Below are 24,640 nucleotides of genomic sequence, written 5' to 3' on the forward strand. Positions count from 1 at the left end.
GAGCCGTGACCCTGGCACCGACCGAGAACCGCCCCCGCCCCGCCACCAACCGGCAGACGGCGGACTTCATCGAGCTCGCCGAAAAGGTCCGGGCCACCGGACTGATGGAGCGCGACGTCGGCTGGTACATCTGGCGGATGATCCGGATCGGGCTGGGCTTTGCCGCGGTCGGCGTGATGTTCGTGCTGCTCGGGCAATCTTGGTGGCAACTGCTCACCGCAGTCGCCTTCAGCGTGATGTGCGGAATGGCCGGGTTCCTGGCCCACGATGCGGCGCACCGGCAGATTTTCGCCAGCTCCAAGGCCAATGAATGGACCGGCCGGATCGTCGGCAATCTGTTCGTGGGCCTGAGTTATGGCTGGTGGATGAACAAGCATGGCAAGCACCACGCGAATCCCAATAAAATCGGCTCCGACCTGGATATCGCCGCCGGCGTCGTGGTCTTCGACCCGGACAGTGCCCTGGAACGCCGCGGCCTGGCCCGATGGTTCGCCGCGCACCAAGGGTGGTTCTTTTTCCCGCTGTTGACCCTGGTCACCCTGGACCTGCACATCAATGCGACCAAGCGGGTGCTCAACCGCAAGGAGATCGTGCCGAAACGCGGTTGGGAGGCCGCACTGCTGGCGGTACGACTGATCGGAGTCCCAGTGGCCGTCTTCGCAGTGGCCGGCTGGGGCATCGGTGCTGCGCTGCTGGCCGTGCACATCGCGACGTTCGGACTCTACTTCGGCGGTGCTTTCGCACCGAACCACAAGGGCATGCCGTTGGTCCCCAAAGACCTGAAAATCGACTTCCTGCGCCGCCAGGTGCTGATGAGCCGCAACATCTCCGGCGGCAAACTCGTGGACATTGGAATGGGCGGCTTGAACTATCAGATCGAACACCACTTGTTCCCCACGATGTCTTCGCGGAACCTGGGCAAGGTCCAGCCGATGGTACGTGAATTCTGCGCCGAAAAAGGCATCACCTACACCGAGACCACATTGCCCGAGTCGTATGGGATCGTGGTCCGCTACCTGAACCGGGTGGGTCTGGGCCAGCGGGATCCCTTCGATTGCCCGCTCACCGCGCAGTTCCGCACCCGTTAGCCGGCTCCGGCTGCTTGGCCATTGTGCCGAGGGGGCGTCCGCGAATCGTCGCGGACGCCCGCTCGGTGTTTTCGTCATCGACGGCCGGTATGCTCCGGCCGGGTTGCCGTCTTGGCTGGTTGACAATCCACGATCAAAGTATTTAAATAATTAAATATATTAATACTTTGATCATGGATTGAATTCAGGAGGCTCGGATGGCGAAATACGACGTCGGGATATTGGGAGCGGGTCGGATGGGTGCAGCGTTCGTCCGGCACTTCGCCGCGCAAGGGCTAGACGTGGCGGTATGGAACCGGAGCCCCGACAAGGCCGAGGCGCTCGTTTCGTCGAAGGTGACCGCGTTGTCGGCGGCCGATGAATTGCTGGACCAGGCTGATCTGGTGATCAACCTGGTCTCCGGTTATGAAAATCTGGAAAAGATCCTGCGCGGACGGCAAAGCCAATCCCCGATCGACCTGCTGAATTTGTCGACGGGAACTCCGGGCGAAGCACTTGCCATGCTTTCGGCTTTGCCGGAAGGCTCCCGTTATTTGGACGGCGCCAACCTGAATTTCCCGCAGGACATCGGCAGCGAGCGCGGTTTCATCGGGTTCGCCGGTTCGGCGCAGCTTTGGCACGAGCATCGGGAACTCTTCACCTCGTTGAGCGGCGATACGGCTTATTTGTCGGACGATGCGTCGTCGGCCAACGTCCTGGACGCCGGTTATGTCGGGATCTTCGAGATTCCTAGCATCGTCGCCTTCCTCGAATCGGCAGACTACTTGGCCGGCAACGGCATCTCCGATGACGTGGTGCAAAAGTTGATCGACGTCCAGGCCCGGAACCTGGGCGGGGTCCTGCGAGAGGTCTTCGCCGAACGCAGTACAGGTGTTTCGCCAGGCTCCGCGGCGCTCGGCACGTATGGACTCGCTGCGCAGCTGTATCGGGAGACGGTCGGCAAGGCGGGGCATTTCCCGAAACAACTGGAAGCTGCCCGGACCGCCCTGGACGGAGCGATCGCGGCTGGGCTGGGCGAGTCGAGCATCGCGGCGCTAGTCGGCCGAGCGGACTCTGTGCGGAACTGCTGAAGATCCCGGTGCCGGGCCGGTTCCGCCGACCGGTGCCGGTCGCGGAGGACGGCTCAGAGTGCACCGATTGCGATATTGACCATCCGGCGCAGTGGTTCCGCGGCACCCCAGAGCAACTGGTCGCCGACGGTGAACGCGCTGATGTAACCGGGGCCCATTTCCAGCGTGCGGATCCGGCCCACCGGAATTTCCAGCGTGCCGGAAGTGGCTACCGGGGTGAGCGCTTTCATCGAGGCGTCTTTGGTATTGGGCACCACGGTGGCCCACTTATTGTCCGCGTCGAGGATCCGTTCGATCTCCGGGACTGAAAGGTCTTCGCGCAATTTGATGGTCAGCGCCTGGGAATGCGTCCGCATGGCGCCGATCCGGACACAGAGGCCGTCCATGATGATCCGGTCGGTTCCGCTGCGGCCCAGGATCTTATTGGTCTCCGCGCCGTTCTTCCACTCTTCTTTCGACTGGCCGTTGCCCAGATCGGCATCGATCCAAGGAATCAGCGAACCGGCCAAGGTCACGCCGAACTGGCTGGCATCGACGTTTTGCTGCGCGGCCAGGACGCCTCGGTCGATGGCCAAGATCGCCGACGCCGGATCGGCCAGGTCGGCAGCGACCGCACCGTGGATCGCACCGAATTGGCTGAGCAGCTCACGCATGTGCTTGGCCCCGCCACCGGAGGCGGCCTGGTACGTCATCGAAGTGGCCCACTCGACGAGGCCGTTGCGGAACAGGCCGCCCAGGCCCATCAGCATGCAGGAGACCGTGCAGTTGCCGCCTATGAAGTCTTTGACGCCGGAGGCCAGGCCGGCATCGATGACCGCCCGGTTGACCGGGTCGAGCACGATGATCGAATCATCGTTCATCCGGAGCGTGGAAGCGGCATCGATCCATAGTCCGTCCCAGCCGCGGGCCCGCAGCTGCGGGTGCACCGCCGAGGTGTATTCGCCGCCTTGGGCGGTGACGATGATCGGCAGGGCTTCGAGCGCCTCGAGGTCGTAGGCGTCTTGGAGGATTCCGGCGTCGCCTTCCGCGAAAGAAGGCGCGGCACCGCCGTGGTTCGAGGTCGAAAAGAAAGTCGGTTCGATCCGGCTGAAATCGCCTTCCTGCTGCATCCGCTGCATCAGGACCGAACCCACCATGCCACGCCACCCGACGTAGCCAACATGTTGACTCATCCCTCAATGGTACGGGCGTTCCCTGGCCGTCGCGAAGCTCATGACGTGCGCTGCTGGAAGTTCAGCGGCGCCATTTGGTGAAGCGGTATCGCTCGCCCCGGGAAGACTCATGCCAACCGGACGCCGGGTCCATTCCTTCCAGCGTCCAGCTGGCGTCCAGTTCCGGTGCGAAAGTGTCACCGGCCACCGCGGAATCTATCAGCGTGATCGCGGCGGTGTCGGCCAATTCCATAGCCTGGGTGTAGACGTTTCCGCCGCCGATGATCCAGATTTCCTCGGCCCCGGGAGCTGACTTCGCGACCGCAAGCGCCTGGGCCAGGGAGGCCACTGCAGTGGCACCGGCGGCTTCCTCGGTGCCGCCCCACCCGGGGTCCGAGGTCAACACGATGTTGGTCCGGCCCGGCAGCGGACGAAACTTCGCGGGAAACGACAGCCAGGTGCGGCGGCCCATGATGACCGGGTGGCCCGAGGTCACGGCGCGAAAATATGCCATGTCCTCGGGGACGTGCCACGGCATGGTGCCGGCTGCACCGATCACGCCGCTCGGAGTCTGGGCCCAAATGACGCCGATGGTCATACCGCGATCGGCGCTTTGATCGTCGGGTGGTGCTGGTAATCGAGCAGCTCGAAGTCTTCGAAGGCGTAGTCGAAAATCGACTCGGGTTTCCGGGTGATCCGCAGCTTCGGGTAGGCATAAGGCTCGCGGCCCAGCTGCTCGTTGACCTGATCCAGATGGTCGTCGTAGATGTGCGTATCGCCGCCGGTCCAGATGAATTCGCCGGGCGCCAGACCGACCTGCTGCGCGACCATCAGGGTCAAGAGCGCATAGGAGGCGATGTTGAACGGAACGCCCAGGAACATGTCGGCGCTGCGCTGGTACAGCTGGCAGGAGAGCTTGCCGTCCGCCACATAGAACTGGAAGAAGGCGTGGCACGGCGGCAGTGCCATCTTGGACAGTTCCGAGACGTTCCAGGCCGAGACGATGTGCCGGCGGGAATCGGGGTTGGCCTTGAGGCCCTCGACCACGGCTGCGATCTGGTCGATGTGCTCGCCGTCCGGAGTGGGCCAGGAACGCCACTGGACGCCGTACACCGGGCCGAGCTCGCCGTCGTCGTCGGCCCATTCGTTCCAAATTTTGACGCCGTTCTCCTGCAGCCAACGGACATTGGAATCGCCGCGGAGGAACCAGAGCAACTCCATCGCGACGGATTTGAAGTGCACCCGTTTGGTGGTGATCAGGGGGAACGATTCCGCCAGGTCGAAGCGGATCTGCCGCCCGAACACGCTGCGGGTGCCAGTGCCGGTGCGGTCCGATTTCGCGGTGCCATTGGCCAGCACATCGCGCAGCAGGTCCTCGTACGGAGTCTGAATCGTCATGCTTGGAATCTTATCCGCTGCGGCCGGCAAAGTGCGTTCAGCGCGGCATGGCCGCCCAGAGCGCGATCCCGACCGCGACCACCGGGATCGCGAGTACGCCGAGGAGCAGGGCCTTGCCGCCGGGACGGCCCCAATTCACGGTGTAACCGAGTCCGGAACGCTTGGGCACGATGACCGAACGGTCATCCGGATTGTGGTACACGAATCCGGCGGCCCAGAAGCGTTCGTCCTCGCGTGGATCGGGTGCCGGCTCAGCCGGATCACGGGGTGGCAGTTTTCCGAGCTCGGCCCGGTACCGGCGGTTGGCGAAGATCGCCGCGATGGCCAGGCCCACGGCGATCAGCAGCACCAGGAGCAGCGGATTCGTGGTCTTTTCGGAAACCGCCCAGACCTGCTGATTGACCAGCCAGAAAACCAGGGCCAGCACGATCGAGAGCACACCGAGGAAGCGCTGCGTGGCCGCGAGATGGGGAATGGGCCGGATTCCTTGGCGCTGGGCCGCCCGGCCGAGGAGCCACGCGATCACCAGGAAGAGCAACAGGACTCCGAGCCCGATGAAGACCCCGAAAAATGCCGTCCCGATGCTTTTGCCGGCATAGCCGTCGGCGAACCCTGCGGCGTTCCAATGGATCGGGAACCGTTCTGGCAGGTTCGGATAGCGCAGCGCACCGTAGCCCGCCGATGCCGCCAGGATCAGGAAGGCGACGGCGTACAGCAGCCAATCTGGCCGGGCCAGGCGGATCGAGGTCTCAGGCATGTCTTCAACCTAGCCGATGCCAGGCTGCCGGAGCCATGGGTTCAGTCTTCAAAGGGCTTGTACCGCTCCACCGAGACGATGTGTTCGCCGACCACTTGGCAGACCAAGACCTCGCCGGGGCTCAAATACGGGTCTTCGCGCGGCAGGGCTCTGCGCAGACCGGAATCCATGTGTTTCGCCAACTGGCCGAAAACCGTCGGCAGGGCCGGTCGATGGGTGCACAGGACCACGTCCCGGCGCTTGTCGAACAAGGCCTCCAGGGCGAGTCCGGTTTTGGCCGGTTTGCGGTGGTGGTTGGCTTCGGTGAGTGCGTCCACGAGCTTCACCTTGGCGTTGCTGGCTTTGGCGTACGGTGAGATCGTGGCCACGCACCGAGCCCAGGGGCTGCTCACCACCCGGCTGGGCCACCAGGCCATCAGCAACCGCTTCACCGCAGCCGCCTGGCGTTGCCCGGTGGCGGCCAGCGGCCGGTCGCCCTCCGCGCGGCTCCAGGAGGAACGCGGTTTCGCCTTGGCATGGCGCAGCACCAAGAGCGACCAGGTGCGCAGCGCCTTCTCCTGATGCGCCCGCACCAGCGCGTCGAGCGGTTCGATGTCGGTGGCATTGCTGAGCAGTTCACGGGCCCGGTCCGGCGTGCACCAGAGCACATCGTCGACTTCCTTGCCGTCCGGCAACGGTTTTTGCTCGGCCACCTCGCAAGCCCAGTAATAGACCCGTTTCAAACCGGCGGACACCTGGTAATCGGTGTGCGGCAGCGGAATGCCCAATGTCGCTTGGACGCCGATTTCTTCGTCGACTTCGCGGACCGCGGTTTCCGGAAGGGTTTCGCCTTCGTCGTGTTTGCCCTTCGGCCAGGACCAATCGTTGTACCGCGGGCGGTGGATCAGCAGAACCCAGAGTTGTTTCTGCTGGATTCGCCAGCAGATCGCGCCGGCGGCCAAAACTGCGGGAACCTGCTCCGGGGCCGGGGGAGTGACCGGATTGCCCATTACCGCCGGGACGCCGATCGTTGCCGGGCGCGGCTGGCCAAAAGCCAGGACTGCACATCGGTCAAAGCGGCGCCTTCGGCATCCAGGTGGTGCCGGGTCCAGATCCCTTGGTTGTCCAGATGCCAGCTCGACGTGCCCTCGTCCACGTAACGGTTGAGCAGGGCGACCATGTCGCTGATGTCTTCCTGGTTCGAAAGTTGCACCAGGGCTTCGACCCGGCGGTCCAGGTTGCGGTGCATCATGTCGGCCGAGCCGATGAACACCACCGGCTGGCCGCCATTGGCGAAGGTGAAAACCCGGGAGTGCTCCAGGAACCGGCCCAGTACCGAGCGCACCGTGATGTTCTCGCTCAGCCCGGGTACCCCGGGGCGCAATGAACAGATGCCACGGACGATCACGTCGACCCGGACGCCGGCCTGCGAGGCCCGGTACAGCGAATCGATGATCGCTTCGTCGACCATCGAGTTGACCTTGATCTGGACCCGGGCGGCCAGACCTGCCCGGGCATTGACGATTTCGCGTTCGATCCGGTCGATCAGTCCGGAACGCACCGACCGCGGTGCCACCAGGAGGCGTTTGAAGGTCGACTTCGGCGCGTAGCCGGAGAGCTGGTTGAACAACCGGGTCAAATCTTCGCCGACCTGTTCATCGGCGGTGAGCAGGCCCAGATCCTCGTAGTAACGGGCGGTTCGCGGGTGATAGTTCCCCGTGCCGATATGGCAGTAGCGGCGCAAACCGTCCTGCTCCTGCCGGACCACCAGGGAAAGCTTGCAGTGCGTCTTCAGTCCGACGATGCCGTAAACCACGTGCACGCCGGCCTGTTCGAGTTTGCGCGCCCAGGAGATGTTCGCCTGCTCGTCGAACCGGGCCTTGATCTCGACCAGGGCCAGCACTTGTTTGCCGGCTTCGGCGGCATCGACCAGGGCATCGACGATCGGCGAATCACCGCTGGTGCGGTAAAGCGTCTGCTTGATCGCCTGCACTTTGGGGTCCGCTGCAGCCTGTTCCAGGAACGCCTGCACCGAGGTGGAGAAGGAATCGTAGGGGTGGTGCAGCAGAATGTCCCTGCGGCGCATCGCGGCGAAGACGTTGGCCGCTTTCGAGGTCTCCGATTCGTTCAAATACCGCGAGGTGTGCGGAACCTGCTTCGGATAGCGCAGATCCGGCCGGTCGATATTGGCGATCACGCTCAGCCCGCGCAAGTCCAGCGGTGCCGGGAGGGCATAGACCTCGGACTCTTCGACGTCCAGCTCGCGCACCAGCAGCGCCCTGATGTTCGGATTGATATCGGTGGTGACTTCCAGACGCACCGGCGGGCCGAAGCGGCGCCGCAGTAACTCCTTCTCCAGAGCCTGCAGCAGGTTCTCGGCGTCGTCTTCTTCGACTTCCAGGTCTTCGTTGCGGGTCACCCGGAAGGTGTGGTGCTCCAAGACCTCCATTCCCGGGAACAACTGGTCCAGGTGGACTGCGATGACTTCTTCGAGCGGAATGAAGCGGGCCACCCGGCCGGGCACGGTGCCGGCCCGGGGACCGTCGACGGCGACCATCCGGGGCAGCTGGTCCGGAACCTTCACCCGGGCGAAGAGTTCTTTGTCGCTGACCGGATTGCGCACCACCACGGCGAGATTGAGTGAAAGGCCCGAAATATAGGGGAACGGGTGCGCCGGATCGACGGCCAGCGGAGTCAGGATCGGGAAGACTTTTTCCGCGAACATGTTGCTCAACCGGGTTTTCGCGGCATCGTCGAGTTCATCCCAGCGCACCAGGTGGAAATGCTCATAGGCCAAGGCGGGCCGGATCTGGTCCGCGAAGACATGTGCGTGCCGGGCTTGCAACCGGTGCGCCTCCTCGCTGATCTGCTCCAGCACTTCGATCGGGCTGAGCCCGGCCGGCGAGGGCACCGCCAGACCGGTGGCGATGCGCCGCTTCAGCCCGGCCACCCGGACCATGAAGAACTCGTCCAGGTTGGAGGCGAAGATGGACAGGAAGTTGATTCGTTCGAGCAGCTGCAAGTCCGGGTCTTCAGCCAGCTCCAATACCCTGGCGTTGAAGGCCAGCCAGCTCAATTCGCGGTCCAGGAACCGGTCCGCGCTGATTTCGCCGTCCGGGATCAGACTCGGGGCGAATTCCGGGATGTCGATGCGGTCCTGGGTGGCGCGGGCAGCGGGCACCTCGGAACTGCCGAATCGCTCGGATCCGGTCCGTAAAGTGATTGCTGTTCCGGTGGGTTCGGCCTGCATGGTTCCTCTGCTTTCGTTGCTCAGTACCAAGCCTACAAGCGGCGGGCCGCAACTACTCCACTGTTGCGCCGGCAGCGGCGTCCGGAAGCCCGTACATGACATCGGCGTCCCATGGGCTGAAGCCCAATTTCCGGTACAACGCCACCGCTGCGGTGTTGTCCGCGTCGACGTACAGCATGATCGCGGCCAAACCACGGCGGTGCAGGTAATCGATGCCGGCCAAGGTCAGCGCTTTGCCCAGGCCTGTTCCCTGGGCCTGGGGGGCGATGCCGACGACATAGACCTCGCCCAGATCGGCGTGGCCGTTGGCCCCGGCGTGGACTTTGGTCCAATGGAAGCCCAGGACCTGGTCCGCGTCGTCCACGGCCAGCAGGAAGCCGTCCGGATCGAACCAATCCTCGGCCATCCGGGCCTGCAGATCGCTCAGCGTCATGGCTCCTTGTTCCGGGTGGTGGGCGAAGGCTGCGGCGTTGACCGCCAGCCAAGCCTGCTCGTCCTGGCCCGGCACGAAGCTCCGCAGCCGTACTCCGTCCGGCCAGACCGGTGCCTGGTCGGTCCCGGCGCTGGTGGCCAGGCGGAGACGCAGCAGCTCGCGGACCGGTTGGAAGCCGAAGCGTCCGGCGAGCCGCTCGGCCGCGGCGTGGTTGCCGTGCGACCACGCCCGGAGGCCGGCGAATCCGCGCTCCTCACGGAGCTGTTCCAGCAGAGCGGTTCCGATCCCCTGGTTGCGGAAAACCGGATGGACGGTGAGTTCCAAGGTTGCGCCAACCCCGTCGGCGTCGGCGAGCAGCACGGCGACGCCGGCCAACGGGCCCGGAGTTTCGACCGGCACCGACTGGGGTTCGTCCGGCACGAAGCCGAGCAGCAGCCACGGTCGGACCTGATCAGCGGTCGGCTGCTGGCGCAGCCGGACCAAGGTCTGTTCCGAAAACGGCGGATGGCCGTCGGTTTCCTCGGCGGCGTCGGCCAGCGCGCGGAACTCCGCGAACCCGCCGGGCTCCGGAAGGCCGTCGGCAGAACTGATCCTGGCGGCGGGACGGTTCGGTGGGATGGCTTGTGCACTCTGGGCTGGCCCATTCGTCATGCCGCAAGCCTAGTGCCCGGACGAATCAGGCGACCAGCGGAATCCGGCAACGAGGATTTCGGGTATAGTAGTCGGACGGCCGCAAGCGGCTGCCAGGGGGATGCGTCACTGGGACGCCTTCGATACGTTCGACCCGTATGTCCTCCACCAAAGGGATCCGGGCGTTCAGGCCTCGGACAACTCTTCCTCCGGAATCCGTTGCAGGGTCAACCGATAACCGACATTGCGCACGGTGCTGATCAGGTTTTCGTGGTCCGAACCCAGTTTCGCCCGGAGCCGCCGCACGTGCACATCGACGGTCCGGGTGCCGCCGTAATAGTCGTAGCCCCACACTTCGTGCAGCAATTGGGCCCGGGTGAAGACCCGGCCGGGGTGTTGCGCCAAGTACTTCAACAGCTCGAATTCCTTATAGGTCAAATTCAAGGCTGCACCGTTCACCCTTGCTGTGTAAGAGGTCTCGTCGATCACCACGCCGGCGGCCCGGATCTCATGCCCGGTGTCCTCGGTCTCCTCGTGGGTCCGCGCGATGGCCAGCCGGAACCGGGCTTCGACTTCCGCGGGTCCAGCGGATTCCAAAACGATGTCGTCGGCGGCCCAGGTCGCGGAAATCGCTGCCATTCCGCCTTCGGTGAGAACCAGCAGCAGCGGTGCGCCCGGACCGGTGGCGCGGAGCAATTGGGTCAGCGAGCGGGCGCCGACCAGGTCCTTGCGCGCATCCAGCAAAATGATGTCCGCCGGCTCCGCATCAAGCAAAGCCGAAGGCTCGGCAGGAAGGATGTGCACGCGGTGATTGAGCAATTCCAGCGCAGGCAGGATGTCCACCGAAGAACCGGTGCTATTGGTCAGTATCAGGATGTGGGACATGCTTTCCTCCAATGTGCTCAGGCGCGCATCTTCGGGCGTCTTCGGCTTCTGCGTGGCGCTTGCAGCGCTTGACCGACGAAACCGATTGCCTTCGAGTATAGCCTCAGCGCTCGCGGCCGCCGGGTCGGTTACGAGCGTCGGGGAGGACACACCGGGCGCGGATAAGGCAGGATGAGTATGTGAAAACTTGGAGTGTGGGCATGGCGGGGCTGCTCGGCTTGGTCACCATCGTCGCCGCCTCCTATGGGCCTTCCGGATTGTCCGTGTTCGTCGGCGTGCTCTTCTCCGTGTTGTTCGGTTATGGCTGGCCGCACTATTTGGGTGTCCCGGCGAAGAAGACCCTGGGCGTAGTGATCGCACTCTGCGGTTCATTGTCGGTGCTCGTGGCCAGATTCGCCCCGGGGCCGGACATCCTGTCCGGGTTGCCGGTGATCATGGCTTTGGGGATCATCGCGGTTTTCGTGATCCAACTGATCCGCGGCACCGGGCAGAGCCACCGGCTCGAATCGACGTTCGGCTGCGTAGTGGGGGTGTTCATCGCCTCGGTGGGTTCAGGTTGGATCGCCGCCCACCGGTTCACCCAAGAGAGCGCGATGACCTGGATCGCCGGGATCTGCGCCGTCGTGGTGTTGTTGCTGAGCATGATCCCCTGGCCGGACCGGATCATTGCGCCGCTGGGCTTGCTGCTCGGCGCGCTGGCCGGCCCGCTCGCCGCATTGCTGTTCTCCGATCTGCACATCCTGCCCGCTGCGGTGATCGGTGCAGTGATTGCCGCGGTACTTCTCAGTTTCCGCAGGCTGGCCAATATCGCAACCCCATTGGGCCATGTCGCCGGTGCCGTGGCGATGGGTCTGGCGCCGGTGCTTTCGCTCGGTGCGATGGTTTATTTCATCGACAAACTGCTGGTGACTTGAGCGTCATCCGACCGCGATAAGATGAAGCCATGTCGATACTCGCTCTGGAAATCTTCTTCATTGTTCTGCTGGTGATTGCCGGTCTGACAATTGCCTGGTTCGCGGGTCTGGTCGTCTGGCGGTTGTTCAAAGGTCAGAAGTAGCCACTATGCCGATCGAGATTCCCACGGATCTGACCCCGGAATTGGTTCCGCTCTCCTGGCTCATCGGCCAGTGGGAAGGCCGCGGCAGATTGGGCAGCGGTGAAGCGGACTCGGAACACTTCTTCCAACGCGTGAGCTTCCGGTCCAACGGGTTGCCTTACCTCGAATACGTCGCGGAAAGCTGGCTGACCGACGAGGACGGCATGACGCTGCGCCCGTTGAGCGTGGAGATGGGGTTCTGGGCGCTGGACCGCAAGCTCGGCGACGCCGATGGCGGCCCCGGGCTGATCCCGGCGGACATCGTCCCCGCGCTGACCACGGCAGACGACGTCGAAGCGCTGCGCAACGATTCCGGCGGTTTCGACATCACCGCCACGATCGTGCATCCCGGTGGCATTTCCGAGCTTTATTACGGCACCATCACCGGCCCGCAGATCCAATTGGCCACCGACGCGGTGATGCGCCGGGAGGGAGCCAAGGACTACACTGCGGCAACCCGGATCTTCGGCCTGGTCAATGGGGATCTGTTCTGGCGGTGGGACGTCGCGGCAGAAGGCAATTCGCTCGAAGCCCATGCCTCGGCGATTCTGAAGAAGCTTCCAGCCCCCGACGCGGCGGAATAGTGCGCCAGACGGCGGGGTTGGCACTGGTATGAGTTATCAGAGCGCGTTATTGTCCCGGCCCGGTGCGGTTGAAGCTGCCGGCCTGGATGCCGGTGTCGCCGCCCACTACGGCGACCCGATGCGCGAGCAACGAGCGTTGGCCGAAGGCCGCGCGGTCGTGGACCTTTCGCAGCGCGGCGTGGTCACGGTCGGCGGCGCGGACCGGCTGAGTTGGTTGACCACGCTTTCCTCGCAGGATGTTTCCCGACTGGCTCCGGGCGATTCCGCGGAACTTTTGCTGCTGAGCGTGCAGGGCCGGATCGAGTTCGACGCCCGGATCATCGACGACGGCGCGACTGCCTGGTTGTTGGTCGAGGCACCGGAGGCGGCCGGGCTGGCCGCGTGGTTGACCTCGATGAAGTTCATGCTGCGTGTGGAGGTCGCGGACGTTTCGGCGGATTGGGGCGTGTTGGCGGCAACGGCCCCCTTGCTCCAGGGCGTCGAGCCGGCGCTGCTGGTTTGGCGGGATCCTTGGCCGGAAGTCGCGGTCGGAGGCTATTCGTATTCGATTGAGGCGGGCCATCCCGGTGCGGACCGGCCGTGGGTCGAATACTTGGTGCCGTTGCCCTTGCTGGATGCTGTGGCCGCCGATCTGCCCTTGGCTGGAAGCCTGGCTGCGGAAGCGCTGCGGATTGCCGCCTGGCGGCCGCGCTGGGGCGCCGAGACCGATGAAAAAACGATCCCGCACGAGCTCGATTTGCTGCGTACCGCGGTGCATCTGGCCAAAGGCTGCTACAAGGGGCAGGAGACCGTCGCCCGGGTGCACAACCTGGGCCACCCCCCGCGCCGTCTGGTCTTTTTGCAACTCGACGGATCGCAGCACACGATGCCGGTAGCGGGGTCCCCGGTGCAACTCGGTGAACGTCAAGTCGGAACACTCACTTCAGTGGCACAGCATTATGAAATGGGGCCGATCGGCCTGGCCGTGGTGAAACGAAATGTCGACCCGGCCGCGGAGCTGACCGTGCTCGACGGCACCGAGGCCTACGTTGCCGCGCAGGAACTGATCGTGACGACCGATGCCGGCCAAGTGGTCGGCCGGCAGAAGGGCTTCCTGAAGCCGGTGCGCTAACCGCGCCCCGTTGGGTCCGTGCCTTTGACCTGTTTTTGCATCGGTGCCAGGCGGGCTCAGCCAAACAGGAGCGCTGCTTCGTCGTACCGGCTCTGCGGCACGGTTTTGAGGTTGCCCAGGGCAGCTTCAAAACCGACGTGCTTGATTTCGGTGCCGCTCAAGGACACCATGGTGCCCCATCGGCCGTCCACGACGGAATCGATCGCGGCCATGCCCAACCGGGTGGCCAGCACCCGGTCGAAAGCACTCGGCACCCCGCCGCGTTGGATGTGGCCCAGGATCGTGGCCCGGGTCTCGATGCCGGTCCGCGCTTCGAGCTCCGGAGCCAGCTGGTCCGCGATGCCGCCGAGCCGGGGCCGGCCGAAGGTGTCCAAGCCGCGGACCGAATGCGGCGTCTCCAAATGGTCCGGCACGAAGCCCTCCGCCACCACGACCAGGGGCGCCCGGCCGCGTTCGTGGGCTTCATTGACCCAGTCGGCAATCTGCTCGATGCTGACCTTCTGTTCCGGGATCAGAATCGCATGCGCTCCGGATGCCATGCCCGCGTGCAGCGCGATCCAGCCGACATGCCGGCCCATCACCTCGGCGATCATGCAGCGGTGGTGCGATTCCCCGGTGGTGCGCAGCCGGTCGATGGCTTCGGTAGCGATTTGCACTGCGGTGTCGAAACCGAAGGTGTAGTCGGTGGCGTCCAAATCGTTGTCGACGGTTTTGGGCACGCCGACGATTTTCAGCCCGACGTCGGTCAATCGTTTTGCCGCGGCCAGGGTGCCTTCGCCGCCGATCGCGATGATCGCATCGATGCCCAGCCGCTCCAAGTGCGCTTTGATGACTTCCGGTCCGCCCTCGTCGAAGGGGTTGGTCCGGGACGTGCCCAGGATCGTGCCGCCCTGTTTCGAGATTCCACGCACGTTGTGCCGGGGCAAATCCATGATGTCGCCCTCGACGACGCCGCGCCAGCCATCGCGGAAGCCCACGAATTCCTGGCCGTGGACTTTGATGCCTTTGAGCACTGCGCCGCGGATCACTGCGTTGAGTCCGGGGCAGTCGCCGCCGCTGGTCAGGATTCCGATCTTCATTAAGGCTCAATCCTCGAGTGGAGTGTGGTCAGGAGCGGAGCGCTCCATTGAGCTCTGTGAAGATTCTAGACAATTCTCCGGCAGGATGTGATCTGGGCAACTTTTGTTGCGCAATCGCGGCCTGAAATGCCTGGGAACACAGGGGATTTCGGTTATCTTCGAGACTGGGGGGGATTTGCGGAGATCCCTAAAGAGAGAACGGAGACTTCAATGGCTAAGCACGAAGAAGTCGAAATTGCAGTAGCGAGTCCGAGCGCGACCGTGGAAAGCACGCTGGGCGCACGTTGGGGTGCCGAAGTCTTCGGCACTTTCCTCCTCGTCTTCGGCGGCGCTGGTACCGCGATTTTCGCGGCGAAATTCGGCGGCGACGGGAATCCGCTCGGGGTCGGCTTCCTGGGCGTCGCGCTGGCCTTCGGCCTGACCGTGCTGGCGGGCGCCTATGCGGTCGGTTCGATTTCCGGCGGCCACTTCAACCCGGCGGTGACATTAGGCCTTGCGGCCTCCGGCCGGTTCGCGTGGAAAGACGTCTTGGGCTACATCGTGGCGCAGCTGGTCGGCGGTGTCATCGCCTCGGCGTTGCTTGCCGCGATCGTCGCCGGAGCCCCGGGTGGATTCCAGTCCTCGGTATTCGCCGGCGCTTCCAACGGCTACGGCGAAGGTTCGCCCAATGGATTCAATCTGGTTTCGGTGCTCTTGATCGAAATCATCCTGACCGCGGTCTTCGTCTATGTGATCCTCGGTGTCACCAGTGCCCGGGCGCCGTCCGGATTCGCACCGTTGACGATCGGCCTGACCTTGACCTTGATCCACCTGATCAGCATCCCGGTGGACAACACCTCGGTGAACCCGGCGCGTTCGATCGCGACCGCGATTTTCGGCGGCAGCGTGCCGATCTCCCAAGTCTGGGTTTTTATTGTGGCTCCGATCGCCGGTGCCTTGCTGGCCGGGTTCACCTTCAAGCTGTTGTTCGATTCGGTCAAGAAATAACCGTCGTCCCGCAGCTTCGGCTCAGGCCCGTTTCCGGGCCAAGAGCTTCGCGATGACGATTCCGCCATCCTGGTCCGGCACGATTGCCCACGCCGCAAGGTAGAGCAAGAAGGCCGGGCCAGGAAGCAGGCAGAAGAGCAAGAAGCCGATGCGCACCCAGGCGACATCGATGTTCATCGCCGCGGCCAGTCCGCCCAGCACCCCGCCGAGCAGCCGTTTGGGGCCGCGGCGCAGTCGTTGTGATCGCATCGTCCGGTAAAAGGATTCCATGCCGCCAGCCTAGCTTTCTTCGTTGGGCAGGGTCAGCGGTTCCGCGGACGGTTCTGCGTTCCGGCTGCGTTCCCGGGATTTGGCGGCTCCGCTGAGCACCCCGCCGACGAGCAGGGCGAGCCCGGCCAGCAGCAGCAGGGCGATCAGCACCAGGCGCGGATCAAGCTCGACGGCGGTGTAGCGGCCGACCATGATCAGGGTGGCGACGGCGATCAAAACCACCCCCCAGACCAGGGTCCCCACCCGCACCGATCGGCGCTGCCCGCTCAGGGGGTCGGAATTCAACTCGGTGCTCATCTGAATCATCTCTTTCATCTCGGGTTCGTGGTGGTGACGCTGACATCGCCCACCGTGCCGCGCACTTGCAAGGTGACGGTGCCGCCGGTGGCGGCCGGATTGACGACCGTGTTCTGGACTGAGTTGTTCAGCTTCTGGCCGTTCACGTAGAGCGAGCGGATCCACATCTGCTCATTGATCACGACCCGGAGGTCGCTGGGCACGCTGATCTTGGCGCTGCCGGCGTTGACGTAGACTGGGATGCTGACATCGCTGCCCGGTTTGCCCAGGTCTGCCAAGTCCAGGCTGCCGGTCGCGGCAGTCATGCTGTAACCCTGCTCGGCCTGTTCGGCCGACGTCGGGCTCCAGGTCGCGGAACGGGCGAAGACCCAGCTACCGCTGGAAGGCAGTACCGCGAAAGCTGCGGAGACCGCGATGGCCAGTACCGCGAAGAATCCCAGAACCCCGGAGCTGCGTCCGCGGACCGCGCAGACCACGATGCCCAAGGCGCAGACCACTGCGGCCGTGCCCCAAGCCAAAGTCGCCACCGATCCATTGGAATCCGGGAACCAGCCGGCAACGTCTGCCAGGAAGATGGCGCCGGCCAGCAGGATCGCCGCCCCGGAGGTGATGCCGATCGTGGCGGCACCCGGACCGGGCGCCCGCGGTACCACGCGCTCCGGGCGGAAGACCGGCGCAGTATGCTGCGGCACCGGTTGGAACGTCTGATAGGGCTGAGTCGGCGGAGCATAGGCGGCCCCTGGATCCGCCGGCCGGTAGGGTTGTGCCGGCGCGGTCATCGGAGCAGCCCCGCTCGCGGCCGCCGGCGCCGGCGTCGGGGACCCTGTTTGGCCGGAACGGTTCTTCCGGCCCGAGTTGACCGCCCAGACGATGACGCCGACGATGCCGCCGACCCAGAGTAGCGGCCAAGGGAACCACCAGTCCCGGGCACCGAAGACCAGGGACAGCGCGCCGCGCCATAGCGGGGTCATGCCGAGCACGGTGAAAATTGCCGCTCCGGTCATGCCCGAACTCCACCGGCCGTAACTGACTTCTTGGGCATGGATCCGGCCATCCGGTTCGGGCAGCAAGGCCCAGGCCACGCCATAGGCGAAGACGCCGAGGCCGAAGAAGAGGGTCAAGACGACCAGCAGGCCTCTGACAATGATCGGGTCGACGCCGAGCCGGTGCGCCAGGCCGCTGGCCACCCCGCCGAACCAACGGTCCTGGCCGCGAGTGATTTGCAGACCGCGAATCCAATCGAAGAACCGGTCGGCCTGTTCCCTGGCCTGGCCGCCGGAGGGAACTCCGGGACGCGGGTCGCCGGGCGGAGTGCCGCCGAGCGGTTCCGTGGGCTGGCCCGGGCCGGAATCGGCAGGACGGTAATTCCTCGAAGGGGGGCCGTAATGGCCCGGTTGCTGTTCGCTCATGCTTCAATCCTGCTCGGCACCGGTGTCCGGGGGTATCCGGGGATCCCCTGATTCAACCCTGAAGACACCCCCAGAGACAGCTCCTCGGGGCCCTGAACGTGCTTGAATCGAACTATGGAAGCCAGGATGTACCGCAGCAAGGACCGCATCCTTGCGGGCGTTTGCGCGGGGCTGGCCCAGCATCTCGGCTGGCGGGTCGGTTTGATCCGGGCCGCGTTCGTCTTGAGCACGCTGTTTTTCGGCGCCGGCGCGCTCTTTTACGCCTGGTTGTGGGCGTTGGTCCCGGAGCGCTCCGCAGCGGATCAGCCCGGTCCGGAAGCTGCATCGGCTCCGCAGCAGGCCGGGGCGGAGTTCTTCCAACGGCTGAGCACGGATCCTGGATCCTGGTGGCGCCGGCGTGGGGTGAAAGAAATCCTGACCGGGGCCGGGCTGTTGTTCGTCGCCGGGTTGATCGTGGCGCAAATCGCCGGTTTCGATCTGCAGCTCGGCGTGGTCTTGCCGGTGTTCGTGATCGTGGTGGGTGCCGTCCTGGTCTGGTTGCAGCTGGATGCTTCACGACGTTCGCTGCTTTTGGACCGGGCGCAGGCGAACAATTCCTTGGGATTGCTGCGCTTGGCCGCCGGGCTGCTGCTCCTGGTGCTGGGGTTGCTGGTTTTGGTGGTCGGCGGCGGAGGTTGGGACCGGGTAGTGCCGGCCGTGGCCGCGGCCTTAGCAGTGCTGGCCGGCGTCGGGCTCGTGCTGGCTCCTTGGGGGCTGCGGATCTGGCGTGATCTGCAAGATGAACGGGCGGCCCGGGTCCGGGAGACCGAACGGGCCGAGATCGCCGCGCATCTGCATGATTCGGTATTGCAGACTCTGGCATTGATCCAGCGGCGGGCTGGCTCGGAGCAGGATGTCACCTCGCTGGCGCGGGCCCAGGAGCGGGAGTTGCGCGAGTGGATCTACCAGGACGCCAGCCGGAATCCGGACAATCTGGTGGCCCGGATGCGGGCTGTCGCAGCCGAATTGGAGGACGCCCACGGCGTGGGCATCGAACTCATCGCGGTCGGCGATGCGACGGTGGACAGCCGGGTCGATGCCCTGGTCCAGGCGAGCCGGGAAGCCATGCTCAATGCGGTGCGGCATGCCGGGACCAGCGTCTCGGTCTATGTCGAGGCGAGCAAGGAACTCGTTGAGGTTTTCGTCCGGGACCGAGGTCCCGGATTCGACCTGGATCAGGTACCGGAGGACCGTCTGGGGTTGCGCGAATCGATTCTCGGCCGGATGGGCCGGCACGGCGGATCGGCCAAAATATCCTCGTCCGGCTCCGGCACCGAGATCCAATTGCGCTTGCCCTTGTTGGAGACCAATCAGAAAGACGAAACATGATCCCGGTACTGGTGGTCGACGACCACGCGATTTTCCGCTCCGGCCTGCGCGCTGATTTGGCCGCCGATCTGGAAGTTCTGGCGGAAGCGGCTTCGGTGGATGAAGCCGTGTCGCTGATCGCCCAGCACAAGCCTGCGGTGGTGCTCCTCGACGTGCATCTGCCTGGCGGGAACGGCGGCGGTGGGCGGGAAGTCATCGAACGGTCCAATGCGTTGCTCGGCGAAGTGAAGTTCTTGGCGCTGAGTGTTTCGGATGCGGCGGAGGACGTGGTGTCGGTGATCCGGGCCGGTGCCCGAGGTTATGTCACCAAGGCCAGCTCGGGCGCTGAAATTTCGGCTGCGGTGCGGACCGTGGCCGGCGGCGATGCGGTCTTCTCCCCGCGGTTGGCCGGATTCGTCTTGGACGCCTTCGGCGGCAGCGGTCCCGTGGAAGACGAGTTGGACCGGCTGTCCGCGAGGGAGCGGGAGGTGATGCGGTTGATCGCCCGGGGCTACAGCTACAAGGAGACCGCCAAGGAACTCTTCATCTCGGTCAAAACCGTGGAAACCCATGTTTCGGCGGTGCTCAGGAAGTTGCAACTGTCCAACCGGCACGAACTCACCCGCTGGGCAGCCAGCCGCAGACTGCTCTAGTCGCCATCCAGTACGTTTTGCGTTGCATGTGGTGTTGGAGTGTCAGGTGTGACGCCAAAATCCGGGATTTCTGGCTCAAAATGTATTGCTTGAGGACTAAGTTATCCACATCTTCCTCAGAATCTTCCTCGGAACCCGTTTCTGCCTCGGCATTCGGGGTAGAAATTTGCTGTGGAATCGGTGCAAGCACTCCAGGCTCTTGGCGGGGTGGGCCGCTGGGCGGAACTGCAGCGAGTCGGAGTCACCCGGTTCGAACTCAATCAAGCGCTGGCGCGGCGAGATGTGCACCGGCCGTTCCGAGCCATCTACCAACTTCCCGGAGCTGACCCGCAAGACCTGCTCCGGGCCGAGTTCTCGGCGTCTTTCGGCTGTATCAGCGCGGCAGGGGTACATGGTTTGTGGGTGTGGAAAAAGCCGGTCAAACCCCATCTTTCGGCGTCCCGGGCATTGTGTTCAGACGGTAGGTTCGTGGTTCACCGGAGCCGCGACCGGCAGCCCCGAGTCGTCGAAGTCGCGGAGTGCGTGCGTCAAGCGATTGGCTGCCTGCCGGAGTTGGAGGCTCTTGTGGTTGCTGAATCCGCCTTGGTTTTGGGCAAGATGAGTCCGGCTGAGCTCCGGGATATCGCCCAGAAGACGAAAAGCGCGAAAGCGCGTCGGGTGACCCGCCAGGTCGAACTCACCTCGCAGTCCTTGATCGAGACCATCGCCCGGCAGAGCCTTCGTGCTGCGGGCTTTCAGGTGGAATGCCAATACCGTATCGAGGGGGTGGGCCGGGTGGACCTTTGGCTGGAGGGCAAACTGGCAATCGAACTCGACGGCAGGCAGTTCCATAGCGGGGAGGCTGAATTTCTGGAGGATCGCAGACGGTGGAACGAACTCACGCTGCGTGGAATCCCACTGCTCCGATTTCCCGCAAAACTGGTCTTGAACTCGCCGGAGAGACTCGTCAGCATAGTGACCTCCTGGTTGGCGAACCAGGGTTAGTTACCGGCCAAAACTTTTTGAGTTGCTCATGGTGCCAAAGTGAAAGCTGAGCAGATCATTGACCCAAAGCGGAGCTGAAAACGTTGCGGATGGAAACTCTAGCTCAGGAATTCCTGCAAGCGCCGCACGCCTTCGGCCAAATCGTCGTCGCCCAAAGCGTAGGACAAACGCAGATACCCGCTAGGTCCGAAGGCTTCTCCGGGAACTACGGCAACCTCGGTCTTTTCCAGGATCAAATTTGCCAATTCGGCCGAGGTGGCAACGTTGAGGCGGGGCAACAGCCCGCGGACATCGGCGTAGACGTAGAACGCCCCGTGCGGAGTGGGGCATTCCAGCCCCGGGATCTGGTTCAACCCGGCCACGATGGCTTTCCTGCGCCGGTCGAAAGCCACGCCCATCTCGTGCACCGCGTCCAAGGGTCCGGAAACCGCGGCCAAAGCAGCGCGCTGCGAGACGTTGGAAACATTCGACGTCGCATGGGACTGCAGATTGGTCGCCGCCTTGATCACGTCTTTCGGGCCGATCATCCAGCCCACTCGCCAACCGGTCATCGCATAGGTTTTGGCCACGCCGTTCACCAATACCACTTTGTCGCCCAACTCCGGGGCCGCCGTGGCGATCGAAGTGAACGGCACGCCGTCGTAGGTCAGGTGCTGGTAGATTTCGTCGCTGACCACCCAGAGCCCCTTGGCCGCAGCCCACTGGCCGATTTCCCGAGTCTGTTCCGGAGAATACACGGCACCGGTCGGGTTGGACGGTGAAACAAAAAGCAGCACCTTGGTTTTGGGCGTCAGAGCCGCTTCTAACTGTTCCACGGTCACCAGGTAACCCTGATCGGTTCCGGCGAAAACGTCCACCGGAATACCGCCGGCAAGCCTGATCGCCTCTGGGTAGGTCGTCCAGAACGGGCTGGGCACGAGCACCTCGTCACCGGGATCGAGCAGCGTGGCGAAGGCCTGATACACGGCTTGTTTTCCGCCGTTGGTCACCAGCACCTGCGCGGCGTCGACCGGGTAGCCGGAATCCCGCAGGGTCTGTGCGGCAATCGCCTCGCGCAGTTCCGGCAGTCCGCCGGCGGGGGAGTACCGGTGGTTTTTGGGATCCCGCGCCGCCTCGACTGCGGCTTCCACGATGTAGCCCGGAGTGGGGAAGTCGGGCTCGCCCGCGCCGAAGCTGATCACTGGCCGGCCGGCCGCCTTGAGCGCCTTGGCTTTGGCATCGACGGCAAGGGTTGCGGATTCGGCGATCGCGGCAATGCGCTGCGAGATACGGCTGGAAGTCATGGCATTCCTTCGGGTGCGTGGGCGATACAGCCCACTTTAGGCCCAAAACAACCGGGGTTTAAAGCGAGTTCGACGTTGGCGCGCAGATTGCGTAGACTTGTACCTCGGTGTTGAAATCACCATAATGGTTTGCGCCTTCATGGCGGTCCGAAAGGGCGATTTCAACGCACCAACCTAGGGTAGTGGCGCAATTGGTAGCGCAGCGGTCTCCAAAACCGCAGGTTGCAGGTTCGAGTCCTGTCTGCCCTGCGCAATATGCAATCCGCAGAGTCAAGTCGAATTTCAAATCGAGTGAGGCACAGTTGACCGAAACAGCTGCCAGTAGCTCCCAGGACCGTCCTGCCAAGAAGTCTGGCAATGACGCCAAGGGTGCCAAGTCCGGCAAGCCGGGATTCTTTGGGCGCATTGCGCTCTTCGTCCGGCAGGTTATCGGCGAATTGCGCAAGGTGGTCACCCCCACCCGCAAAGAGCTGATCCGCTTCACCATTGTGGTTCTGATTTTCGTGATTCTCATGATGGCGATCGTGACCGTCCTCGATACGGCCTTCGGCATTGGCATCGGCTGGGTCTTCGGCGGCACCGGATCGGTTGAACGGTAGCCGTCCCGGACGCGGGCCCAGCTGGGCCCGGCGCAATAGGTTTACCGCACTAAGAAAGCAGGAAATACGTGTCTGAGCAGGAGCTCGATATGACGGAACAGAGCGAAGAGCCCGGTGCCGAGCAGGATGCTGCCCAGGACGAACTCGTCGATGCTGTAGCGCCGGCCGGGGAAGTCGCAGAGACTGAAGCCGAGGCGGAAGCCACCGAATCCGAAGACGCTGATTCCGCCGACGATTCCGAGGCCGCTGCTGGCGAGGAGCCGGCAGACGCCGTCCCCGCAGTGGATCCGGTGGAAGAATTCAAAGCCAAACTCCGCCGCCAAGAGGGCGACTGGTACGTCATCCACTCCTACGCCGGTTACGAAAACCGGGTGAAGGCGAACCTGGAGACCCGGAGCCAGTCGCTCAACATGGAAGAGCACATCTTCGAAATCCAGGTCCCGATGGAAGAAGTCGTCGAGATCAAGAATGCGCAGCGCAAGGTGGTCAACCGCGTGCGCATCCCCGGCTACGTGCTGGTGCGGATGGAATTGACCGATGCTTCCTGGGGCGTCGTGCGGCACACTCCCGGCGTCACCGGATTCGTGGGCAATGCGCACAACCCGGTGCCCTTGCGCCTGGACGAAGTTTTCTCGATGCTCGCCCCGGTCTTCGAAGAAGAGCAAGCGGCCGAGAACGGCAAGGGCTCGGCGACCAAGGCCGCCCAGGCGCCGATCGCAGTCGACTTCGAAATCGGCGAATCCGTGATCGTCAAGGAAGGCCCGTTCGAGACCCTCCCGGCCACGATCTCGGAGATCAAACCCGAGTCGCAGACCCTGGTGGTTCTGGTCTCCCTGTTCGAGCGCGAGACCCCGGTGACGCTCTCGTTCGGCCAAGTCACCAAGATCTAGTAGACTTAATAGGTTCCAAAAGACTTAGTCGTCTCCTGCCATGCTTTAGGCAGGGGGCGACGTCGGTCGTCTTGCCATGACGACCACCGCCTCGGATGCGCTCCGGCAGCCGAGGAAACATGTACAAGAGAAGGACCTGAAGTGGCTCCCAAAAAGAAAGTCACCGGCCTCATCAAGTTGCAGATCCAGGCAGGCGCCGCCAATCCGGCACCGCCTATCGGTCCTGCACTTGGTCAGCACGGTGTCAACATCATGGAATTCTGCAAGGCGTACAACGCTGCGACCGAATCCCAGCGTGGAAACGTCATCCCGGTGGAAATCACGGTTTACGAAGACCGTTCCTTCACCTTCATCACCAAGACCCCGCCGGCCGCCGAGCTGATCAAAAAGGCTGCCGGCGTCGCCAAGGGTTCGGCTACCCCGCACACCGTGAAGGTTGCCAAGCTGACCCAGGCCCAGGTGAATGAAATCGCAACCCAGAAGCTCGTGGACTTGAACGCCAACGACGTCGAGGCTGCGGCCAAGATCATCGCCGGCACCGCCCGCTCGATGGGCATCACCGTAGAGGGCTGACCCCTTCACGGAACACAATCATTAGCGTCTTCCGAGCGAAGACAGTGGCAGGGCCCAGCGCGGTCCGACAGACCACAACTGCACAAGGAGAAACAGCAGCATGGCAAAGCGCAGCAAAGCATATGAGGCAGCAGTAGCCAAGATCGAAGAGGGCAAGCAGTACGCCCCCGTCGACGCGGTCAAGCTGGCCAAAGACACCAACCCGTCCAAGTTCGACGCCACCGTCGAGGTCGCGTTCCGTTTGGGCGTCGACCCGCGCAAGGCGGACCAGATGGTCCGCGGCACGGTCATCCTGCCGCACGGCACCGGCAAGACCGCCCGCGTCCTGGTTTTCGCAACCGGCGACCGGGCTGAGGCCGCAATCGCAGCCGGCGCCGACTTCGTCGGTTCGGACGATCTGATCGAAAAGATCGCCGGCGGTTGGACCGATTTCGACGCCGCTGTGGCGACCCCGGACCTGATGGGCAAGGTCGGCCGTTTGGGCAAGGTCCTCGGACCGCGCAACTTGATGCCGAACCCGAAGACCGGCACGGTGACCGTTGACGTCGCGAAGGCCGTCAACGAAATCAAGGGCGGCAAGATCGACTTCCGCGTCGACAAGCACTCCAACCTGCACTTCATCATCGGCAAGGTGTCCTTCGACGCCAAGCAGCTCGCGGAGAACTACGCAGCCGCGCTCGACGAAGTGCTCCGTTTGAAGCCGTCCACGTCCAAAGGCCGCTACTTGCAGAAGGCAACCGTGACTACCACGTTCGGCCCGGGCATCTCGGTCGACCCGAACGTCACCAAGGTCCTCACCGAGGCCTAAAATGCACTGAACCAAACAGAAGCGGGTCG

General features: G+C 63.9%; 26 protein-coding genes and 1 tRNA gene. 14 read left to right on the forward strand and 13 right to left on the reverse strand.

Going from position 1 to position 24,640, the window contains the following annotated elements; translation table 11 throughout:
• Positions 1 to 5 precede the first annotated feature (5 nt).
• Together JOE69_RS13140 and JOE69_RS13145 are read left to right on the forward strand one after the other, a co-directional pair.
• Entirely contained in the window at positions 6 to 1,088 is a 1,083-nt protein-coding gene (locus JOE69_RS13140) for a fatty acid desaturase family protein (protein WP_309799415.1), read from the forward strand.
• A gap of 197 nt (positions 1,089 to 1,285) precedes the next feature.
• Positions 1,286 to 2,158: an NAD(P)-binding domain-containing protein gene (locus JOE69_RS13145; RefSeq protein ID WP_309799418.1), complete on the forward strand. Its 873-nt coding sequence runs from the start codon at positions 1,286 to 1,288 to the stop codon at positions 2,156 to 2,158.
• A gap of 53 nt (positions 2,159 to 2,211) precedes the next feature.
• Here the strand turns inward: JOE69_RS13145 and asd are convergent, their stop codons facing one another.
• The 8 genes from asd to JOE69_RS13185 all read right to left on the reverse strand — a co-directional run bounded on the left by asd (position 2,212) and on the right by JOE69_RS13185 (position 10,641).
• Complete coding sequence (gene asd, locus JOE69_RS13150; RefSeq protein WP_309799420.1) at positions 2,212 to 3,330, reverse strand: aspartate-semialdehyde dehydrogenase; 1,119 nt, start codon at positions 3,328 to 3,330, stop codon at positions 2,212 to 2,214.
• Between the two features lie 61 nt (positions 3,331 to 3,391).
• Complete coding sequence (locus tag JOE69_RS13155) at positions 3,392 to 3,907, reverse strand: dihydrofolate reductase (RefSeq protein WP_309799423.1); 516 nt, start codon at positions 3,905 to 3,907, stop codon at positions 3,392 to 3,394.
• Positions 3,904 to 4,707 carry a thymidylate synthase gene (locus JOE69_RS13160; RefSeq protein WP_309799424.1) on the reverse strand — a complete coding sequence of 268 codons (804 nt, stop codon included), beginning with the start codon at positions 4,705 to 4,707 and terminating at the stop codon, positions 3,904 to 3,906. Before JOE69_RS13160 ends, JOE69_RS13155 begins: the two co-directional genes overlap by 4 nt.
• A 37-nt stretch (positions 4,708 to 4,744) precedes the next feature.
• Positions 4,745 to 5,464, reverse strand: a complete 720-nt coding sequence (locus JOE69_RS13165) for a DUF1648 domain-containing protein (RefSeq protein WP_309799427.1) — start codon at positions 5,462 to 5,464, stop codon at positions 4,745 to 4,747.
• Between the two features lie 41 nt (positions 5,465 to 5,505).
• Positions 5,506 to 6,453 (reverse strand): NUDIX hydrolase, encoded by a 948-nt coding sequence (locus tag JOE69_RS13170; RefSeq protein WP_309799428.1) that lies wholly within the window; start codon positions 6,451 to 6,453, stop codon positions 5,506 to 5,508.
• Complete coding sequence (locus JOE69_RS13175; RefSeq protein WP_309799431.1) at positions 6,453 to 8,693, reverse strand: RNA degradosome polyphosphate kinase; 2,241 nt, start codon at positions 8,691 to 8,693, stop codon at positions 6,453 to 6,455. Before JOE69_RS13175 ends, JOE69_RS13170 begins: the two co-directional genes overlap by 1 nt.
• Positions 8,694 to 8,745: 52 nt before the next feature.
• Positions 8,746 to 9,777 carry a mycothiol synthase gene (gene mshD / locus JOE69_RS13180; RefSeq protein ID WP_309799433.1) on the reverse strand — a complete coding sequence of 344 codons (1,032 nt, stop codon included), beginning with the start codon at positions 9,775 to 9,777 and terminating at the stop codon, positions 8,746 to 8,748.
• Between the two features lie 165 nt (positions 9,778 to 9,942).
• The gene (locus JOE69_RS13185) at positions 9,943 to 10,641 is read right to left on the reverse strand and encodes a winged helix-turn-helix transcriptional regulator (RefSeq protein WP_296364256.1); all 699 of its coding nucleotides are present in this window, start codon (positions 10,639 to 10,641) and stop codon (positions 9,943 to 9,945) included.
• A 179-nt stretch (positions 10,642 to 10,820) separates the two neighbouring features.
• On the opposite strand from JOE69_RS13185, the gene JOE69_RS13190 reads away from it, so the two are divergent.
• From JOE69_RS13190 to ygfZ, 3 genes are all read left to right on the forward strand, one after another.
• Positions 10,821 to 11,555, forward strand: coding sequence for a permease (locus JOE69_RS13190; RefSeq protein ID WP_296364255.1), 735 nt, complete (start codon positions 10,821 to 10,823; stop codon positions 11,553 to 11,555).
• A 148-nt stretch (positions 11,556 to 11,703) separates the two neighbouring features.
• Positions 11,704 to 12,321 carry a heme-binding beta-barrel domain-containing protein gene (locus JOE69_RS13195; protein WP_296364254.1) on the forward strand — a complete coding sequence of 206 codons (618 nt, stop codon included), beginning with the start codon at positions 11,704 to 11,706 and terminating at the stop codon, positions 12,319 to 12,321.
• A 28-nt stretch (positions 12,322 to 12,349) separates the two neighbouring features.
• Complete coding sequence (gene ygfZ, locus JOE69_RS13200) at positions 12,350 to 13,432, forward strand: CAF17-like 4Fe-4S cluster assembly/insertion protein YgfZ (protein ID WP_309799436.1); 1,083 nt, start codon at positions 12,350 to 12,352, stop codon at positions 13,430 to 13,432.
• A 56-nt stretch (positions 13,433 to 13,488) separates the two neighbouring features.
• On the opposite strand, the gene JOE69_RS13205 is transcribed toward ygfZ, so the two are convergent.
• Positions 13,489 to 14,511 (reverse strand): 6-phosphofructokinase, encoded by a 1,023-nt coding sequence (locus tag JOE69_RS13205; protein ID WP_309799438.1) that lies wholly within the window; start codon positions 14,509 to 14,511, stop codon positions 13,489 to 13,491.
• 210 nt (positions 14,512 to 14,721) lie between these two features.
• Between JOE69_RS13205 and aqpZ the strand changes: the two genes are divergently transcribed.
• On the forward strand, positions 14,722 to 15,498 hold the full coding sequence (gene aqpZ, locus JOE69_RS13210; protein WP_309799440.1) for an aquaporin Z: 777 nt from the start codon (positions 14,722 to 14,724) through the stop codon (positions 15,496 to 15,498).
• A gap of 21 nt (positions 15,499 to 15,519) precedes the next feature.
• Here aqpZ and JOE69_RS13215 read toward each other — a convergent pair whose 3' ends face one another.
• From JOE69_RS13215 to JOE69_RS13225, 3 genes are read right to left on the reverse strand one after another with little or no spacing between them, the layout of a single operon-like run.
• Positions 15,520 to 15,768 carry a PspC domain-containing protein gene (locus JOE69_RS13215; protein WP_296364249.1) on the reverse strand — a complete coding sequence of 83 codons (249 nt, stop codon included), beginning with the start codon at positions 15,766 to 15,768 and terminating at the stop codon, positions 15,520 to 15,522.
• Between the two features lie 9 nt (positions 15,769 to 15,777).
• A complete protein-coding gene (locus tag JOE69_RS13220; protein WP_309799442.1) occupies positions 15,778 to 16,083 on the reverse strand; it encodes a hypothetical protein in 306 nt (101 codons plus the stop codon).
• On the reverse strand, positions 16,080 to 17,474 hold the full coding sequence (locus JOE69_RS13225; protein ID WP_309799444.1) for a PspC domain-containing protein: 1,395 nt from the start codon (positions 17,472 to 17,474) through the stop codon (positions 16,080 to 16,082). Before JOE69_RS13225 ends, JOE69_RS13220 begins: the two co-directional genes overlap by 4 nt.
• 114 nt (positions 17,475 to 17,588) lie before the next feature.
• Between JOE69_RS13225 and JOE69_RS13230 the strand changes: the two genes are divergently transcribed.
• The 3 genes from JOE69_RS13230 to JOE69_RS13240 all read left to right on the forward strand — a co-directional run bounded on the left by JOE69_RS13230 (position 17,589) and on the right by JOE69_RS13240 (position 20,458).
• Positions 17,589 to 18,842, forward strand: coding sequence for an ATP-binding protein (locus JOE69_RS13230; protein WP_309799446.1), 1,254 nt, complete (start codon positions 17,589 to 17,591; stop codon positions 18,840 to 18,842).
• Positions 18,839 to 19,474, forward strand: a complete 636-nt coding sequence (locus JOE69_RS13235) for a LuxR C-terminal-related transcriptional regulator (RefSeq protein WP_309799448.1) — start codon at positions 18,839 to 18,841, stop codon at positions 19,472 to 19,474. Before JOE69_RS13230 ends, JOE69_RS13235 begins: the two co-directional genes overlap by 4 nt.
• Before the next feature lie 207 nt (positions 19,475 to 19,681).
• Positions 19,682 to 20,458, forward strand: coding sequence for an endonuclease domain-containing protein (locus JOE69_RS13240; RefSeq protein WP_309799450.1), 777 nt, complete (start codon positions 19,682 to 19,684; stop codon positions 20,456 to 20,458).
• 98 nt (positions 20,459 to 20,556) lie between these two features.
• Here JOE69_RS13240 and JOE69_RS13245 read toward each other — a convergent pair whose 3' ends face one another.
• Positions 20,557 to 21,741, reverse strand: coding sequence for a pyridoxal phosphate-dependent aminotransferase (locus JOE69_RS13245; protein ID WP_309799452.1), 1,185 nt, complete (start codon positions 21,739 to 21,741; stop codon positions 20,557 to 20,559).
• Between the two features lie 176 nt (positions 21,742 to 21,917).
• Between JOE69_RS13245 and JOE69_RS13250 the strand changes: the two genes are divergently transcribed.
• The 5 genes from JOE69_RS13250 to rplA all read left to right on the forward strand — a co-directional run bounded on the left by JOE69_RS13250 (position 21,918) and on the right by rplA (position 24,611).
• A tRNA-Trp gene (locus tag JOE69_RS13250) sits at positions 21,918 to 21,990 on the forward strand.
• 53 nt (positions 21,991 to 22,043) lie between these two features.
• On the forward strand, positions 22,044 to 22,340 hold the full coding sequence (gene secE / locus JOE69_RS13255; protein WP_309799454.1) for a preprotein translocase subunit SecE: 297 nt from the start codon (positions 22,044 to 22,046) through the stop codon (positions 22,338 to 22,340).
• A gap of 68 nt (positions 22,341 to 22,408) precedes the next feature.
• Positions 22,409 to 23,230 (forward strand): transcription termination/antitermination protein NusG, encoded by an 822-nt coding sequence (nusG, locus tag JOE69_RS13260; RefSeq protein WP_374709711.1) that lies wholly within the window; start codon positions 22,409 to 22,411, stop codon positions 23,228 to 23,230.
• 141 nt (positions 23,231 to 23,371) lie between these two features.
• Positions 23,372 to 23,803, forward strand: a complete 432-nt coding sequence (gene rplK, locus JOE69_RS13265) for a 50S ribosomal protein L11 (protein ID WP_296364241.1) — start codon at positions 23,372 to 23,374, stop codon at positions 23,801 to 23,803.
• A 100-nt stretch (positions 23,804 to 23,903) separates the two neighbouring features.
• Positions 23,904 to 24,611 (forward strand): 50S ribosomal protein L1, encoded by a 708-nt coding sequence (gene rplA / locus JOE69_RS13270; RefSeq protein WP_296364240.1) that lies wholly within the window; start codon positions 23,904 to 23,906, stop codon positions 24,609 to 24,611.
• The last annotated feature ends 29 nt before the right edge of the window (positions 24,612 to 24,640 follow it).

The organism is Arthrobacter russicus, from assembly GCF_031454135.1.
Classification (GTDB): Bacteria; Actinomycetota; Actinomycetes; order Actinomycetales; family Micrococcaceae; genus Renibacterium; species Renibacterium russicum.

Excerpts from the sequence above, each read along its gene's own strand:
- JOE69_RS13145 (WP_309799418.1), top strand. The coding sequence starts at position 1,286 with ATGGCGAAATACGACGTCGGGATATTGGGAGCGGGTCGGATGGGTGCA.
- asd (WP_309799420.1), bottom strand. The coding sequence starts at position 3,330 with ATGAGTCAACATGTTGGCTACGTCGGGTGGCGTGGCATGGTGGGTTCG.
- JOE69_RS13155 (WP_309799423.1), bottom strand. The coding sequence starts at position 3,907 with ATGACCATCGGCGTCATTTGGGCCCAGACTCCGAGCGGCGTGATCGGT.
- JOE69_RS13160 (WP_309799424.1), bottom strand. The coding sequence starts at position 4,707 with ATGACGATTCAGACTCCGTACGAGGACCTGCTGCGCGATGTGCTGGCC.
- JOE69_RS13165 (WP_309799427.1), bottom strand. The coding sequence starts at position 5,464 with ATGCCTGAGACCTCGATCCGCCTGGCCCGGCCAGATTGGCTGCTGTAC.
- JOE69_RS13170 (WP_309799428.1), bottom strand. The coding sequence starts at position 6,453 with ATGGGCAATCCGGTCACTCCCCCGGCCCCGGAGCAGGTTCCCGCAGTT.
- JOE69_RS13175 (WP_309799431.1), bottom strand. The coding sequence starts at position 8,693 with ATGCAGGCCGAACCCACCGGAACAGCAATCACTTTACGGACCGGATCC.
- mshD (WP_309799433.1), bottom strand. The coding sequence starts at position 9,777 with ATGACGAATGGGCCAGCCCAGAGTGCACAAGCCATCCCACCGAACCGT.
- JOE69_RS13185 (WP_296364256.1), bottom strand. The coding sequence starts at position 10,641 with ATGTCCCACATCCTGATACTGACCAATAGCACCGGTTCTTCGGTGGAC.
- JOE69_RS13195 (WP_296364254.1), top strand. The coding sequence starts at position 11,704 with ATGCCGATCGAGATTCCCACGGATCTGACCCCGGAATTGGTTCCGCTC.
- ygfZ (WP_309799436.1), top strand. The coding sequence starts at position 12,350 with ATGAGTTATCAGAGCGCGTTATTGTCCCGGCCCGGTGCGGTTGAAGCT.
- JOE69_RS13205 (WP_309799438.1), bottom strand. The coding sequence starts at position 14,511 with ATGAAGATCGGAATCCTGACCAGCGGCGGCGACTGCCCCGGACTCAAC.
- aqpZ (WP_309799440.1), top strand. The coding sequence starts at position 14,722 with ATGGCTAAGCACGAAGAAGTCGAAATTGCAGTAGCGAGTCCGAGCGCG.
- JOE69_RS13215 (WP_296364249.1), bottom strand. The coding sequence starts at position 15,768 with ATGGAATCCTTTTACCGGACGATGCGATCACAACGACTGCGCCGCGGC.
- JOE69_RS13220 (WP_309799442.1), bottom strand. The coding sequence starts at position 16,083 with ATGAAAGAGATGATTCAGATGAGCACCGAGTTGAATTCCGACCCCCTG.
- JOE69_RS13225 (WP_309799444.1), bottom strand. The coding sequence starts at position 17,474 with ATGAGCGAACAGCAACCGGGCCATTACGGCCCCCCTTCGAGGAATTAC.
- JOE69_RS13230 (WP_309799446.1), top strand. The coding sequence starts at position 17,589 with ATGGAAGCCAGGATGTACCGCAGCAAGGACCGCATCCTTGCGGGCGTT.
- JOE69_RS13235 (WP_309799448.1), top strand. The coding sequence starts at position 18,839 with ATGATCCCGGTACTGGTGGTCGACGACCACGCGATTTTCCGCTCCGGC.
- JOE69_RS13245 (WP_309799452.1), bottom strand. The coding sequence starts at position 21,741 with ATGACTTCCAGCCGTATCTCGCAGCGCATTGCCGCGATCGCCGAATCC.
- rplA (WP_296364240.1), top strand. The coding sequence starts at position 23,904 with ATGGCAAAGCGCAGCAAAGCATATGAGGCAGCAGTAGCCAAGATCGAA.